We start from the raw sequence: 15488 nt of genomic DNA on the forward strand, positions 1-15488 counted from the left end.
TCTACTCGTTATATAATAGCCTTCGTGTAGTCGGCCTAGATTTTCTTACGGAGAAAATCAAATGATAAAAGAGTAGAGGGTGGTAGCTTGTTTCAAAAGATAAAAAATGAATGGTTTTCTAATGTGAAAGGGGACGTACTATCAGGAATTGTCGTTGCTTTAGCATTAATTCCTGAAGCGATAGCTTTTTCTGTTATTGCAGGTGTAGATCCGACGGTGGGATTGTACGCGGCCTTTTGTATTGCGGTTACAATTTCGTTTGTTGGTGGAAGACCAGGGATGATCTCGGCGGCAACGGGTGCGATGGCTTTATTAATGGTCACTCTTGTGAAGGATCACGGTTTACAATATTTATTTGCTGTAACAATAGTAACAGGTATTGTTCAAATTATTTTTGGAGTGTTCAAGCTGAGCTCATTTATGAAGTTTGTTCCTAAATCCATTATGAGTGGTTTTTTAAATTCACTTGGAATTTTAGTTTTTACAGCGCAATTGCCGCATTTTAAAAATGCAACTTGGCAAATGTGTGCACTTGTCGCATTAGGACTTGCAATTATATATTTATTTCCACGTATTACGACGGCTGTTCCGTCTACACTTATTTCAATTATTATTGTGACAAGCATTGCACTTATGAGCGGATTACAGTTAAAAACAGTAGGGGATATGGGAAGCTTACCGAAAGAATTACCGTTCTTTAGTATTCCTGATGTTCCATTTACACTTGAGACATTAGCAATTATTTTACCGTATTCAGTTATGTTAGCGGTTATAGGTTTACTAGAGTCATTATTAACGGCGTCGGTTTTAGACGATATGACACATACGGAAAGTAATAAGCATAAAGAGGCACGTGGACAAGGGATTGCGAACGTTGTTACTGGGTTTTTCGGAGGAATGGCAGGATGTGCAATGATTGGACAATCTGTTATTAACATTAAATCAGGTGGTCGAGGGAGATTATCGACGCTTGTAGCCGGTGGTTTTTTAATCGTATTGCTATTTGTTTTAGGTGATTACGTTGTTCATATTCCGATGGCAGCTTTAGTTGCAGTTATGATTATGGTTTCGATTGGGACGTTTGATTGGAACTCTGTAGCGACGATTCATAAAGTACCAAAAGGAAACGCATTTGTTATGATCGTAACAGTTGTGATTGTCCTAATTACACATAATTTAGGATTAGGTGTAATTATCGGAACGATAATTAGTGCAGTTTTATTTGCATTCAATATGGCAAAGATTCACGTGAAACATTTGTATATTGAAAATAAGAAAATATACGAAATTCACGGCCAACTATTCTTCGCATCTACGGCAGAGTATATAAATGCTTTTTCATACAATGAAGATGTGAAAGAAATTGAGATGAACTTTACTAACGCACACGTATGGGATGATTCAGCAGTAGCGGCAATTGATAAAGTTATAATGAAGTATGAACAGAACGGTGTGAAAGTAAGGATCACAGGGTTAAATGAACGTAGCTCGAAGCTCGTTGCGAATTTAGCTACTTATAATAAGAGAATTGCTAGTTAGAAGCCTCCTTTTTAGGGGGCTTTATTATATAATACGGGTAGGATAACGAAAAGGGGATTCAGCATATGTACAAACAAATTTTATTAGCATGCGATGGTTCTGAACATGCACTTCGAGCAGCCGAGCATGCAACATATATTGCGAAATTTAACGAAGAAACACATGTTGAAGTTGTGTACGTAGTAGATAATAGAACGGCAAAGTCAGATATTATACAAGGACAAACGGATTTAGAAACAATATCAGCTAGTCGAAAAGATAAATTAAAAGAGATTGAGGGTTTATTAAAGAAAGAGAACATTTCCTACAAAATTACGATTCTACATGGCGATCCAGGAGATACGATTGTTCAATATGTAAATACAGGAGATATAGATCTTATTATTGCTGGGAGTAGAGGGCTAAATACACTGCAAGAGATGGTGCTTGGTAGTGTAAGTCATAAAATAGCAAAGCGTGTGAAATGCCCGGTTATGATTATAAAATAAGTTGAGTGAGATATTATGTAGTGTAAGCAGGACCTTGATATAATTCGAGGTCTTTTTTGATGTATTAAGAGGGAGAATGTGGACAGAATATATATAAGTTTAAAAAATGTTAACTTACAAATTTGTAAGTTAGCTGTCAGCGAAATCGATGTTATGAAATTTTTCCCATTGATACAATAAGAATATCAAAGGGGATATAGGGAGGATGGAAGGTATGAAATCATTTCAAAATTTGTCTTATAGCCAAGGGGTAAGTTTAATTTGTTTAGGTGGATTTGCTGGATCTGTTACGTTAGCTGTTTTAATAAAGATGTTTCAGCAAATGTTTTAATCGTATGAATAGAAGGGAAATGATTAATATAAATAGCAAGAGAAGAACGATAAATAAAAAATAGCTCTTAGCATGTAAGTAAATGCTGAGAGCTATTTTTATGTTTATTTTTCTACACATTATATTTTGTTTAAACTTCTTTTGATTTAGCAGATCCTGTATTTAAAGTAAGAGCAAGGAAGAACATTGCAAGCACACAAGAAGCAAGGAGCAAAATGAATCCGCCGTCCCATCCGAATCCATCTACAATAAAGCCCATAGCTGCGCTAGCAAAAGTAGCTCCGCCTAGGTAACCGAAGAACCCAGTTAACCCAGCGGCAGTTCCAGCAGCTTTTTTTGGTGCTAAGTCAAGAGCGTGTAGACCAATTAACATAACAGGTCCGTAAATTAAAAATCCAATTGAGACAAGTGCGATACTATCAACCATTGGATTACCAGGAGGATTTAGCCAGTAAACAAGAACGGCAATGAATACACCGACCATAAATAAAATACCAGCAGGTGCGCGGCGCCCTTTAAATAGTTTATCACTCATCCATCCGCAAAGAAGTGTACCTGGAATACCAGCCCATTCGTATAGAGCATAAGCTGTACGTGAGCTACTATGAGTAAAACTTTTTTCTTCTACTAAATAAGTAGGAGCCCAGTCTACAACGCCGTAACGAACGAAATAAACAAAAACGTTAGCGATAGCGATGTACCATAAAAACTTATTGTTTAATATGTATGTAAATAAAATTTCCTTTACCGAAAGTTCGCGTTCACGGTCCGCTACTTTTTCATCTGATGGATATTCCCCAGTATGTTCTTCAATAGAAGGTAATCCGCAAGATTGAGGTGTATCTCTCATCGTAATTAATACATAAATCCCCACCAAAATTGAAAGAATACCTGGGAAGTAAAATATACTTTTCCAGTCATTTGCAAAGAAATATAAGCCTAATGTAACGAGAGAGGGCATAAGCGCGCCGCCGACATTATGAGCGACGTTCCAAATAGACATTTTTGTACCACGTTCACTAACGGAGAACCAGTGAACCATCGTACGACCACAAGGAGGCCATCCCATACCTTGTACCCATCCATTTAAAAACTGAAGTACAAACATAAGTATAATGCTCGTTGTAATGAAAGAAAATGAGCCGAAAATAATATTAATGATACCGGATAAAAATAGCCCAGCTGCTAAAAAGTAGCGAGGATTACAACGATCGGATACGATACCCATAAGAAATTTACTTAATCCGTAAGCGATAGATACTGCTGAAAGGATAACCCCAAGTTCCCCTTTACTAAAGCCTTGTTCGATTAAGTATGGCATTGCGAGTGAAAAGTTTTTTCGAACAAAGTAGTAACCCGCATAACCGATGAAGATGCCTAAGAATACTTGCAAACGCAATTTGCGGTATTCGCTATCAGTGCGATCAGCGGGTAAGCGTTCTGCGTGGGGCGCAGGTTTAAATAATTGTGTGAAAAACATAAAATGAAAATCCTCCCCTAATTAATTGGAAGCGTTTTAAGACAGAGAGAATACAAAAAGGCTATGAAATATAAAAAAGTTCCCTTTTTTATGATTCATAGCCGTATACTCCGATTCTCCGTGACTGTCAATATTAACTTCGACGAAAATTATACAACTTTGTGACAGAAATGTAAACGTTTTTATAAAGAAAGTTGTTGACGTATTTTGTTTGTGGGATTAATATTTAAATACGTTAAATATTTTATTGCTTAAATAAGAGGTGGATAACATGCCAAATGATATGACTCATATTGATAAGATTCAAGCTCTTGCATTCGCTATAGGAAAGAAAATGCAAACAGAGCTATTAGAACAAATGCAAGCATCAGGACTTACACCACCGCAGTTTTATATTTTAAAGATTTTAGATCATTACGGAGCTTCAAGAGCGACACAATTGGCGGAGAAAATGTACGTGAAACCGAGTGCGATTACAGTAATGACTGATCGTTTAATTGATCATGGGTTAGTAGAGCGCTATCACGACGATAATGATCGCCGCGTTGTTGTCATTGAGCTAACGAAGAAGGGGAAAGCTACAGTAGAAGAAGCGATGGCGGCTCGTAATGAGCATATTGCAAAATACTTCTCACACTTAGAATTACAAGAGAGGGAAGATTTGTTGCGCCTCTTTGAAAAGCTAGAAACAATTATTTGCGGGAAACCAGAGAAAAAAGAGAAAAAAGAGAAACACTAAGAGGAATTGAGGAGATTACATGGAGCAACAAGAAAATCAGAATAGAAAGTTGTTGTTAATCGGTTTAGTAATCGCAATGCTATTTGCTGCATTGGACGGAACAATCGTTGGTACAGCAATGCCGCGTATCGTCGGTGAACTAGGTGGATTAAGTTTAATGACATGGTTAACAACAGCTTACATGTTAACATCAACAACGGTTGTACCGATTGCAGGTAAATTAGCGGATTTACTTGGGCGTCGTAACGTATATATAGCAGGATTAATTATCTTTATGGTTGGTTCAGCGTTATGTGGTATGGCAAACGGTATGACAGAATTAATTATTTTCCGTGGTATTCAAGGTCTTGGTGGCGGTATTATGATGCCAATGGCTATGATTATTATCGGAGATATGTTCACGGGAAAAGAACGTGCTAAATGGCAAGGTATTTTTGGCGCTTTATATGGTCTTGCTTCTGTAATTGGACCACAAGTTGGTGGTTGGATTGTAGACGCAGTGAACTGGAGATGGGTATTCTATATTAACTTACCAGTTGGTATTTTAGCGACAATCTTTATTGCAATGGGATTAAAAGCACATAAACAAACAGGACCAATTAAAATTGATATCGCTGGAATCTTCACGATGATTCTCGGTGTTGTAAGTTTATTACTTGCGTTAACGTTTGGCGGGAAAGATTATGCATGGGGTTCTTGGCAAATTATCGGGTTATTTGCACTAGCTGCCATTGGTATTGTTAGCTTTGTTATCGTTGAAACGAAGGCTGAAGAACCAATTTTACCGATGCACTTCTTTAAAAACCGTACATTTACACTACTGAATGCGATCGGTTTCTTTATGAGTATCGGAATGTTTGGAGCAATTATGTTCGTACCGTTCTTTATGCAAGGAATTGTAGGCGTAAGTGCTGCTGAATCAGGAACGATTATGACACCGATGATGATTACAATGATCGTTATGAGTATTATCGGTGGTCAGCTTGTATTAAAAATTGGTGTGAAACCACAAATTATTACAGGGATGCTTATTATGGCTAGTGGTTTCTGGTTATTAACAACGATGGATATGCATACAACTAAGCTTACCGCTACTTCTTATATGATGGTTATCGGTTTAGGAATGGGTCTTGTTATGCCGATATTAACATTAGCATTACAAGAAAGCTTCCCGAAAAAAGATCTTGGCGTTGTAACATCATCAAGTCAATTCTTCCGTCAAATCGGTGGAACATTCGGTATTACAATTTTAGGATCAATTATGAATAACACTTCAGGTACAACGTTAACAAATAAATTAGTACCTGTATTAGACACATTCCCAAAAGAAGCGGGACAAATGGTAACAAAATTTAAAGATATGATTCATACAGATCCACAAAGTTTATATTCTATGCTATTTAGTCCAGAGGCATTAAAACAAATGCCAGAAGCATTTTCTAATAGCATCGTACCAATTTTGAAAAGCTCTTTAGTGGACTCACTTCATACTGTATTCTTAACAGGATTGGTATTTATCGTAGTAGGTGCTATCTTTACGATTTTCTTACAGAAAATTAAACTGTCTGATCGTAAAAAAGGTGCTGAAGAGCCTGCTGTAGAAGAAAAGGAAAAAACGGTATCATATTCGTAATGAAAAAGCATCGCCTTATGGCGATGCTTTTTTTGAGTATAACCTTAAAAGCTTTTTAGTTAGAAATGATTGACGTATTTTTATAAATGCGTTATATTATTTTCTGTAAACGGTTACATGAAATGAGGAGAAAAGAGAATGAGTACGATTAAAGACGTTGCAAAATTAGCAGGGGTATCTGTTGCGACCGTTTCCAGAGTGTTAAATAAAAATGGATATGTCCATGAGGATACATTAAAGAAAGTAGAGCGAGCAATTGAAATGCTAGATTATAAGCCTAGTACAGTAGCGCGTTCTTTATATAATAAAAAGTCTCGTTTAATTGGCTTAGTTGTTCCAAATATCGTGAATCCATTCTTTCCGGAAGTTGCACGTGCTGTAGAAGATGTAGCACATAAGCAAGGTTACACAGTTGTACTTTGTAACTCTGATGAAAATTTAGAAAAAGAGAAGCAATACATTGATGTGCTTAGACAAAATAATGTGGACGGATTTATTGTAGCAACGAATCCACAAAATAGTGTTAATTACATGAATTTGTCTATTCCAGTTGTTGCGATTGACCGTATGTTTAATGAGCGCATTCCTACTGTATATGCAGATAACTATGCAGGGAGTCAGGCGGCGACAAAGTTATTAATAGACAAAGGGTGTAAACATATTGCACATATTCGTGGACCGCGTGATGTGAGCACAGCTAATGAACGTTTTGAAGGTTTTGTAGACGTTATTACGCAAAATAATCTTTCTTATATGATTGCAGAGAGTACATTCGATCCAGCTAATAGTGAACAGGTAGCGGTGGAATTATTAGAAGAATATCCGCATATTGATGGAATTGTTGCTGGGAATGATTTAATTGCAATTGGTATTGTAAAGGCTGCACTTCAAAAGGGAATTTCTATTCCAAACGATTTACAAATTATTGGATTCGATGGAATTTCTTTAACTGAAATGATGTATCCATCTATTACGACTGTTGCACAGCCAATTTATGAAATGGGGAAAATTGCAACAGAATTGTTGTTAGAGCAGATGGAAGGAAATCCATTAGAAGAGAAACACTATCGTTTACCGATTGAAATTATAGAACGAAATACAACGAAGTAAGGAGATGAGACAGATGCCAAATATTGCAGTAGTAGGTAGCATTTCAATGGACTTAGTGGCTGTTTCAAAAATACGGCCGAAAGCAGGAGAAACAGTAATTGGTGAAGCGTTTCATACGATACCAGGAGGAAAAGGGGCCAACCAAGCAGTTGCTGCAGCTAGATTAGGAGCAAATGTAGCGATGGTTGGTGCAGTAGGAAATGATGATTACGGAACAGTAGTTAGAAAAAATTTGGAGAACGAACGCATTTTTATCGACTATGTGGTACCGGTTACAGATAGGACGACAGGAATCGCTCATATCGTTTTAGCAGAAGAGGATAATAGTATTGTTGTCGTACAAGGAGCAAATGCTCTTGTAAATGAGTCGATTGTAGATCGTTCAAAAGACCTTCTTGTAAAAGCAGATATGGTTGTTCTTCAACTAGAGATCCCGCTTGAAACAGTAAAATACGTTCTGGCTATTTGTGAGGAGCATAACATTCCAGTTATGTTGAATCCGGCTCCAGCACAAATCTTATCAGAAGATATTTTAGAAAAAGCGACTTATATTACGCCGAATGAACATGAATGTCGCATCGTATTAAATGATTTCACATCACCAATTGAAGAGTTACTTGCGAAATATCCAAATAAGCTATTGATGACGGAAGGGTCTAACGGTGTTCGTTTCCATAACGGAACGGAAGTTGTTCAAGTTCCAAGTATTGCTGTAGACGTAGTGGATACGACTGGAGCTGGTGATACATTTAACGGCGCGCTAGCAGTTGCACTTTCTGAAGGAGAAATACTTCAAAAAGCAATTCGTTTTGCGAACATTGCTGGTGGTCTTTCTGTAACGAAACTTGGGGCACAGGGCGGTATGCCAACGAGAGATAGAGTACGTGAAGTACAGGTGATTGTCGGATGAAAAAACACGGTGTATTAAATAGTGAAATTGCGGCGGTCCTTGCTTCACTTGGACATACAGATACGATTGTAATTGCTGATTGCGGGTTACCTATTCCTGATGGAGTAAAACGAATTGATTTAGCAGTTGAAATCGGAAAACCTAGTTTTTTAGACGTATTACAAGTTGTTGCTGATGATATGGCAATTGAAAAAGTGACGTTAGCAGAAGAAGTTATTATGAATAATGCAGAGGTAAATAAAGAAATTGAGATGCGATTAATAGAGCCAGCATTTGAATATGTGTCTCATAAGGAATTTAAAGAGCATACAAAGAGAGCGAAGGCGATTATTCGTACAGGAGAAGCAACGCCTTATGCGAATGTTATTTTACATGCAGGCGTGATTTTTTAATAGAGGGATGTGATGAGAATGCATATTGAAATGAAGAACATTTCAAAAGCGTTCAGTGGTAATCCTGTTCTAAAAAACGCACAGTTTATGATTGAAACAGGAGAAGTCCATGCATTGATGGGGGAAAATGGAGCGGGGAAATCGACGCTCATGAAGATTTTAACAGGTGTATATAAAAAAGACAGTGGAACAGTCATGATTGATGGGAAAGAACGAACTTTTAAAAATGCGAAAGAAGCTGAAGAGTATGGTATTGCATTTATCCATCAAGAGTTGAACATATTACCGAATTTAACGGTAGCTGAAAATATGTTTCTTGGAAAAGAGTTAATGTATGGGAAAACGGGCATTTTACGTACGCGTCAAATGAATGCGATTGCCCAGCAACAATTAGCAGATCTTGGTCTACATGTGAGAGGCGCTATGCTAGCAGGTGAATTATCAGTTGGACAACAGCAAATTATTGAAATTGCTAAAGCATTAATGACAAAGGCGAGCGTTATTATTATGGATGAACCTACAGCAGCATTAACAGATCGCGAAATTGAAACGCTGTTTATTGTTATTAATAAATTACGTAAAGAGGGCGTTTCATTCGTTTATATTTCACACCGGATGGAAGAAATTTTTTCAATATGTGATGCCATTACGATCTTGCGTGATGGAGAATATGTAGGGAAGAGATTAATTCCGGAAACATCATTTGATGAAGTAGTTAGCATGATGGTGGGGCGCAGTATTGGTCAACGTTATCCAGAGCGAAATAGTCAAATTGGCGAAGTGATTTTTGAAATGCGTAACGGAACGAAAAAGGGGAAATTTGAAAATGTTTCGTTTCAAGTTAGAAAAGGTGAAATCCTTGGTGTTGCGGGCTTGATGGGAGCTGGTCGCACGGATATTATGAAAGCAATATTTGGATATGAACCGCTCGATTCAGGAAAAATTTTTATGAATGGACAAGAAGTAAAAATTGATAGCCCAATTGATGCGATTAGACAACGAATTGCCTTTATTACAGAGGATAGAAAATCTGAAGGGCTTGTGTTAGATTTTTCGATTCGTGAAAATTTAGCTTTACCAAATTTAGAAAGTCTTTCAAAGGGAAGCGTTGTTAATAAAGGTTTAGAACGGCAATTTACAGAGGATATGATGAAGCTTCTTAATGTGAAAGCAGCAAACGGAGAGCAAGCTGTCAAATCTCTTTCTGGTGGAAATCAGCAAAAGATTGTAATGGCAAAATGGCTAGGTATTCATCCGCAGTTACTCATTTTAGATGAGCCAACAAGAGGTGTAGATGTTGGGGCTAAAAAAGAAATTTACTCTATTATGAATAAGCTTACTGAGCAGGGTGATGCCGTTATTATGGTATCGTCTGAGCTTCCAGAAGTTTTAGGAATGAGTGATCGTGTTCTCGTTATTCATGAAGGGAAAATCGGTGGTATTTTAGAGAAAGATCAGGTATCGCAAGAGTCTATTATGGCACTAGCTACAGGGGGAGAGTAAGATATGGCTAAGAAGGGGAATGTATTACAACAACTTGGTTCTTTAATTGGGTTAGTATTAATTATCGTGGTAATTACAGCTTTAAATCCAGCATTTATTGAAATTCCAAATTTATTTAATATACTGCGCCAAGTATCGATTAATGCACTCATTGCATTTGGAATGACCTTCGTTATTTTAACAGGGGGTATTGACTTATCGGTAGGTTCTATTTTAGCATTATCAAGTGCACTTGTTGCCGGAATGATGGCAAGTGGCATGGATCCGTTCCTTGCAATGGCAGTTGGATTATTAGCCGGTCTTGTAATGGGGATTGTAAACGGTATCATTATTGCGAAGGGAAAAGTAGCTCCGTTTATTGCAACTTTAGCAACAATGACTATTTTTCGCGGGTTGACGCTTGTTTATATGGACGGACGTCCGATCACTGGTCTTGGTGATCATTTAATGTTCCAAATGTTTGGCCGTGGTTATTTCCTTGGTATTCCTGTGCCAGCCGTTACAATGATGATTGCTTTTGCAGTATTGTACTTTATTTTAAAGAAAACAACGTTTGGTCGCCGTACGTTTGCGATTGGTGGAAATGAAGAGGCAGCAGCTTTATCAGGTATTAATGTTACGAGAATTAAAGTAATGATTTACGGTCTTTCCGGAATTTTGGCAGCGCTTGCAGGTATTGTCTTAACATCAAGGTTAGATTCTGCACAGCCGACTGCTGGTACTTCTTACGAATTAGATGCAATTGCTGCAGTTGTGTTAGGAGGAACGAGTCTTTCAGGTGGAAGAGGATGGATTGTTGGTACATTCATCGGTGTGCTTATTATTGGTGTACTAAATAACGGTTTAAATTTATTAGGTGTATCTTCTTTCTTCCAACAAGTTGTAAAAGGACTTGTAATCTTACTAGCTGTACTAATTGATCGTCGAAAAGAAGCGTAATGGAGGGGCAATTCATGAAAAAATGGTTACTGATACTCGTTGCATGCATCATGGTAGTTACTGCTGGTTGTTCAATGGAACCACCAGAATGGGCAAAGGATTCTAGCGATAAAGGTCGAAATAAAACTATTAAAGTTGGATTTTCTGTTTCAACTTTAAATAATCCATTTTTCGTCACGTTGAAAAAAGGTGCAGAAAAGAAAGCAAAAGATAGTGGCATTGAACTAATTGCTGTTGATGCACAAAATGATGCAGCGAAGCAAACAAACGATGTTGAAGATTTAATTCAAAAAGGTGTCGATGTAGTTGTTATTAATCCAACTGACTCAGATGCTGTTGCTTCAGCGGTAAGTGCAGCTAATGCAGCCAATGTTCCTGTTATTACAGTAGACCGAGTTGCGAATTCAGGTAAAGTTGTTTCTCACATTGCTTCTAACAATGTCGAAGGTGGTCAAATGGCTAGTGATTACATTCGGGAATTAGTTGGTGAAGGAACAAATGTTACTGAGTTAGAAGGAATCCCTGGATCGTCTGCTGCTCGTGAGCGTGGGAAAGGATTCCATAACGTAGCTGATAAGTCTTTAAAAGTAGTAGCAAAACAAGCAGCTGATTTCGATCGTGCAAAAGGGTTATCCGTTATGGAAAATATTTTGCAAGCAAATAGCGATATTAAAGCGGTATTTGCTCATAATGATGAAATGGCATTAGGCGCAATTGAGGCATTAAAATCTGCTGGTAAAACGGATGTAGTTGTTGTTGGATTTGATGCAACGGATGATGCTGTAAAAGCGGTTAAAGATGGGCGTATGGCAGCAACAGTCGCTCAAAAACCGGAATTAATCGGAGAGAAGGCGATGGAAACAGCAAAAGAGATAACACAAGGTAAAAAAGTGGACAAATTTATTCCGATTGAATTAGAGCTTATTAAGAAAAAATAAATAAATATAAAATGAAAATTAGGAAGGAAGAATAACAAATGAAATTTTTTATTGATACAGCAAACATTAACGAAATTAAAGAGGCAAATGCATTAGGCGTAGTAGCTGGAGTAACGACAAACCCATCACTTGTAGCAAAAGAAGGCGTAGATTTCCATGAGCGTATTCGTGAAATTTGCAGCTTTATTGAAGGACCTGTAAGCGCAGAAGTAATTAGCTTAGAAGCTGATAAAATGATTGAAGAAGGAAAAGAGTTAGCAAAAATCGCTCCAAATGTTGTTGTAAAAGTTCCAATGACAACAGAAGGCTTAAAAGCAGTAAAAGCATTCTCAGATTTAGGAATTCGTACAAACGTTACATTAGTATTCTCAGCAGTGCAAGCATTACTTGCAGCTCGCGCTGGTGCGACATACGTTTCACCGTTCTTAGGTCGCCTAGATGATATCGGTCATAACGGTATGGACTTAATTCGCCAAATCGCAGAAATCTTTGCAATTCACGGCATTGAAACAGAAATCATTGCAGCATCTGTACGTCACAGTGTTCATGTAACAGAAGCAGCATTAAACGGTTCACATATTGCAACAATCCCAGCAAACGTAATCGCTTCATTAGTGAAGCACCCATTAACAGATCAAGGAATTGAGAAATTCTTAGCTGATTGGGAAAAAACACAAGAGAAATAATACGAAATGGAGAACCCAAGTTTAATTAACTTGGGTTCTTTTTTTTATTTGAAAGAATTTTCATGCAATTGTGCATATTGTCTTTTAAATTTTTAATATAAGCTATTTAATATATACAAATCACTCTTTATTTTTCACATTTCGACATAAAAAGATAGAGGGTCTGACCAGAAAACTGGAGGGCATGATTCTATAACAGAAAGCTTATTTCTTATAGAATCATGTCTTTTATTATACAAGGGAGGATAGATTACATATTTTTATCTGAAGTTTAAGATTGATACAAGGGGATGAGTAAAATGAGAAAAAAAGCGCCATTTAAAGTGTTGTCATCATTAACGATCGCGACACTCATCGGATGCTCAGCTGTAATGAGTGCTCCGTTAGCATACGCAGAAACGCCAGTAAAAGAAAGTGTGTCTACAACGCCAATTGATCATAATTTAATTCAAGAAGATCGTTTAGCAGAAGCGCTGAAAGAAAGAGGAACGATTAATCCAGCCTCTTCTAAAGAAGAGACAAAAAAGGCCATAGAGCAATATATTGAAAAGAAACAAGGGGATCAGGCGAATAAAGAAATTCTTCCCGATGATGCTGCTCAAGAAGCATCTGATTTCGTGAAAAAGGTAAAAGAGAAGAAGATGGAAGAAAAGGAAAAAGTAAAGAAAGCTGAAAAAAATGTTAGCCCTGAGCAAAAGCCAGAGCCAAATAAAAAGCAATTAGATGGTAAAGTTCCAACTTCTAAGGCGAAACAAGCTCCATATAGTGGACCTGTCCGCAATGATAAAGTGTTAGTGTTACTCGTTGAATTTAGTGATTATAAACATAATAATATTGAGCAAACACCAGGTTATATGTATTCGAAAGACTTTAGTAGAGAACATTATCAAAAGATGTTATTCGGTAAGGAACCGTACACGTTATTTGATGGTTCGAAAGTAAAAACATTTAAACAATATTATGAAGAGCAGTCTGGTGGTAGTTATATGACAGACGGATATGTAACGGAGTGGCTAACTGTGCCAGGAAAAGCTGCTGATTACGGTGCTGATGGCAGTAGTGGTCATGATAATAAAGGACCAAAAGGCGCACGTGATTTAGTGAAAGAAGCATTAAAAGCTGCAGCGGATAAAGGATTAGATTTATCACAATTCGATCAGTTCGACCGTTATGATACAAATGGCGATGGCAATCTTAATGAATCGGACGGTGTAATTGATCATTTAATGGTAATTCATGCCGGTGTTGGTCAAGAAGCTGGCGGTGGTAAATTAGGAGATGATGCAATTTGGTCACATCGATCTAAATTAGCAAGGGATCCAGTAGCGATTGAAGGAACAACATCTAAAGTACCTTATTGGGATGGAAAAGTAGCGGCTCATGATTATACAATTGAGCCAGAAGACGGTGCAGTAGGTGTGTTTGCACATGAATTTGGACATGACCTTGGTTTACCGGATGAATATGATACGAAGTATACTGGAAATGGATCACCAGTCGAAGCTTGGTCATTAATGAGTGGAGGTAGCTGGACAGGGAAAATCGCAGGAACAGAGCCAACTAGTTTTTCTCCACAAAATAAAGACTTCTTACAAAAGAATATGGGCGGCAACTGGGCGAAAATTTTAGAAGTAGATTACGATAAAATTAAGAGTGGTGTAGGAGTTCCTACATATATTGATCAAAGTGTTACAAAATCAAATCGTCCAGGTGTAGTACGTGTCAATTTACCAGATAAGAGTATTGAAACAATTAAGCCCGGGTTTGGAAAACAGGCATACTATAGTACAAGAGGCGATGATATTCATACGAAATTAGAAACACCGTTCTTTGATTTAACGAAGGGAACAAATGCAAAGTTTGATTATAAAGCGAATTATGAATTAGAAGCTGAGTGTGATTTCATCGAAGTACATGCTGTAGCTGAAGATGGAACAAAAACATTAATTGATAGATTAGGAGAAAAAATAGTACAAGATGATAAAGATACAACAGATGGGAAATGGATTGATAAATCATACGATTTAAGCCAGTTCAAAGGGAAGAAAGTTAAACTACAATTCGACTATATTACAGATCCAGCTTTAACATATAAAGGTTTTGCAATGGATAATGTAAATGTAACAGTTGATGGGCAAGTAGTATTTTCAGATGATGCAGAAGGACAGTCTAAAATGAAGTTAAATGGATTCGTCGTTTCTGATGGGACAGAAAAGAAACCCCATTATTATTATTTAGAGTGGAGAAACTATGCTGGGTCAGATAATGGATTAAAAGCGGGAAGAGGTCCGGTGTATAATACAGGTCTTGTCGTTTGGTATGCAGATGATAGCTTCAAAGATAACTGGGTTGGGGTGCATCCAGGTGAAGGATTCCTTGGCGTTGTAGACTCTCATCCAGAAGCGTTAGTTGGCAATCTAAACGGGAAACCAGCGTACGGTAATACTGGAATGCAAATTGCAGATGCTGCATTTTCATTTGATCAAACGCCAACATGGAGTGTAAATTCATTAACACGTGGACAATTTAATTATACTGGATTACAAGGTGTTACAACATTTGATGATTCAAAAGTATACAGCAACAAACAAATTGCTGACGCAGGACGCAAAGTTCCAAACCTTGGCCTTAAATTCCAAGTTGTTGGACAAGCAGATGATAAGTCTGCAGGTGCTGTTTGGATTAGGCGTTAATAAAGTAAAAGCACATTCTTCATATGAAGAGTGTGCTTTTATATTTGTACAGTAAGTTATTATTTTAGCTTATGTAATACAAGCGTCTGTTCATATATAGTGTAGCA

At 37.4% G+C, this 15488-nt stretch carries 14 protein-coding genes; 13 read left to right on the forward strand and 1 reads right to left on the reverse strand.

Annotation, left to right across the window (positions count from 1 at the left end; translation table 11 throughout):
• The first annotated feature begins 87 nt into the window (after positions 1 to 87).
• From SB773_RS11905 to SB773_RS11915, 3 genes are all read left to right on the forward strand, one after another.
• A complete protein-coding gene (locus SB773_RS11905) occupies positions 88 to 1539 on the forward strand; it encodes a SulP family inorganic anion transporter (protein WP_410590075.1) in 1452 nt (483 codons plus the stop codon).
• A 65-nt stretch (positions 1540 to 1604) separates the two neighbouring features.
• Complete coding sequence (locus tag SB773_RS11910) at positions 1605 to 2027, forward strand: universal stress protein (RefSeq protein WP_002010593.1); 423 nt, start codon at positions 1605 to 1607, stop codon at positions 2025 to 2027.
• A 214-nt stretch (positions 2028 to 2241) separates the two neighbouring features.
• Positions 2242 to 2358, forward strand: a complete 117-nt coding sequence (locus tag SB773_RS11915) for a DUF4027 family protein (protein ID WP_071717615.1) — start codon at positions 2242 to 2244, stop codon at positions 2356 to 2358.
• 130 nt (positions 2359 to 2488) lie between these two features.
• Here the strand turns inward: SB773_RS11915 and glpT are convergent, their stop codons facing one another.
• Positions 2489 to 3838: a glycerol-3-phosphate transporter gene (gene glpT, locus SB773_RS11920; RefSeq protein ID WP_410590078.1), complete on the reverse strand. Its 1350-nt coding sequence runs from the start codon at positions 3836 to 3838 to the stop codon at positions 2489 to 2491.
• A 271-nt stretch (positions 3839 to 4109) separates the two neighbouring features.
• On the opposite strand from glpT, the gene SB773_RS11925 reads away from it, so the two are divergent.
• The 10 genes from SB773_RS11925 (at position 4110) to inhA2 (ending at position 15381) form a co-directional block, all read left to right on the forward strand.
• The gene (locus SB773_RS11925) at positions 4110 to 4577 is read left to right on the forward strand and encodes a MarR family winged helix-turn-helix transcriptional regulator (RefSeq protein ID WP_410590080.1); all 468 of its coding nucleotides are present in this window, start codon (positions 4110 to 4112) and stop codon (positions 4575 to 4577) included.
• Between the two features lie 19 nt (positions 4578 to 4596).
• Entirely contained in the window at positions 4597 to 6210 is a 1614-nt protein-coding gene (locus SB773_RS11930; RefSeq protein ID WP_002090931.1) for an MDR family MFS transporter, read from the forward strand.
• 138 nt (positions 6211 to 6348) lie between these two features.
• On the forward strand, positions 6349 to 7320 hold the full coding sequence (rbsR, locus tag SB773_RS11935; protein WP_002029805.1) for a ribose operon transcriptional repressor RbsR: 972 nt from the start codon (positions 6349 to 6351) through the stop codon (positions 7318 to 7320).
• 13 nt (positions 7321 to 7333) lie between these two features.
• The gene (rbsK, locus tag SB773_RS11940) at positions 7334 to 8230 is read left to right on the forward strand and encodes a ribokinase (RefSeq protein WP_002140386.1); all 897 of its coding nucleotides are present in this window, start codon (positions 7334 to 7336) and stop codon (positions 8228 to 8230) included.
• Entirely contained in the window at positions 8227 to 8622 is a 396-nt protein-coding gene (rbsD, locus tag SB773_RS11945) for a D-ribose pyranase (RefSeq protein WP_002090928.1), read from the forward strand. The genes rbsK and rbsD overlap by 4 nt, the downstream gene beginning before the upstream one ends.
• A gap of 18 nt (positions 8623 to 8640) precedes the next feature.
• Positions 8641 to 10125 (forward strand): sugar ABC transporter ATP-binding protein, encoded by a 1485-nt coding sequence (locus tag SB773_RS11950; protein ID WP_410590126.1) that lies wholly within the window; start codon positions 8641 to 8643, stop codon positions 10123 to 10125.
• 3 nt (positions 10126 to 10128) lie between these two features.
• Positions 10129 to 11064: an ABC transporter permease subunit gene (locus SB773_RS11955; protein ID WP_001074641.1), complete on the forward strand. Its 936-nt coding sequence runs from the start codon at positions 10129 to 10131 to the stop codon at positions 11062 to 11064.
• Between the two features lie 14 nt (positions 11065 to 11078).
• Positions 11079 to 12002 carry a ribose ABC transporter substrate-binding protein RbsB gene (rbsB, locus tag SB773_RS11960; RefSeq protein WP_410590085.1) on the forward strand — a complete coding sequence of 308 codons (924 nt, stop codon included), beginning with the start codon at positions 11079 to 11081 and terminating at the stop codon, positions 12000 to 12002.
• Between the two features lie 38 nt (positions 12003 to 12040).
• The gene (gene fsa, locus SB773_RS11965; protein ID WP_000667669.1) at positions 12041 to 12688 is read left to right on the forward strand and encodes a fructose-6-phosphate aldolase; all 648 of its coding nucleotides are present in this window, start codon (positions 12041 to 12043) and stop codon (positions 12686 to 12688) included.
• A gap of 299 nt (positions 12689 to 12987) precedes the next feature.
• Positions 12988 to 15381 carry a M6 family metalloprotease immune inhibitor InhA2 gene (gene inhA2, locus SB773_RS11970; protein ID WP_410590088.1) on the forward strand — a complete coding sequence of 798 codons (2394 nt, stop codon included), beginning with the start codon at positions 12988 to 12990 and terminating at the stop codon, positions 15379 to 15381.
• The last annotated feature ends 107 nt before the right edge of the window (positions 15382 to 15488 follow it).

The sequence above is a fragment of the Bacillus sp. SIMBA_074 genome (assembly GCF_046534555.1).
Lineage (GTDB): Bacteria > Bacillota > Bacilli > Bacillales > Bacillaceae_G > Bacillus_A > Bacillus_A mycoides.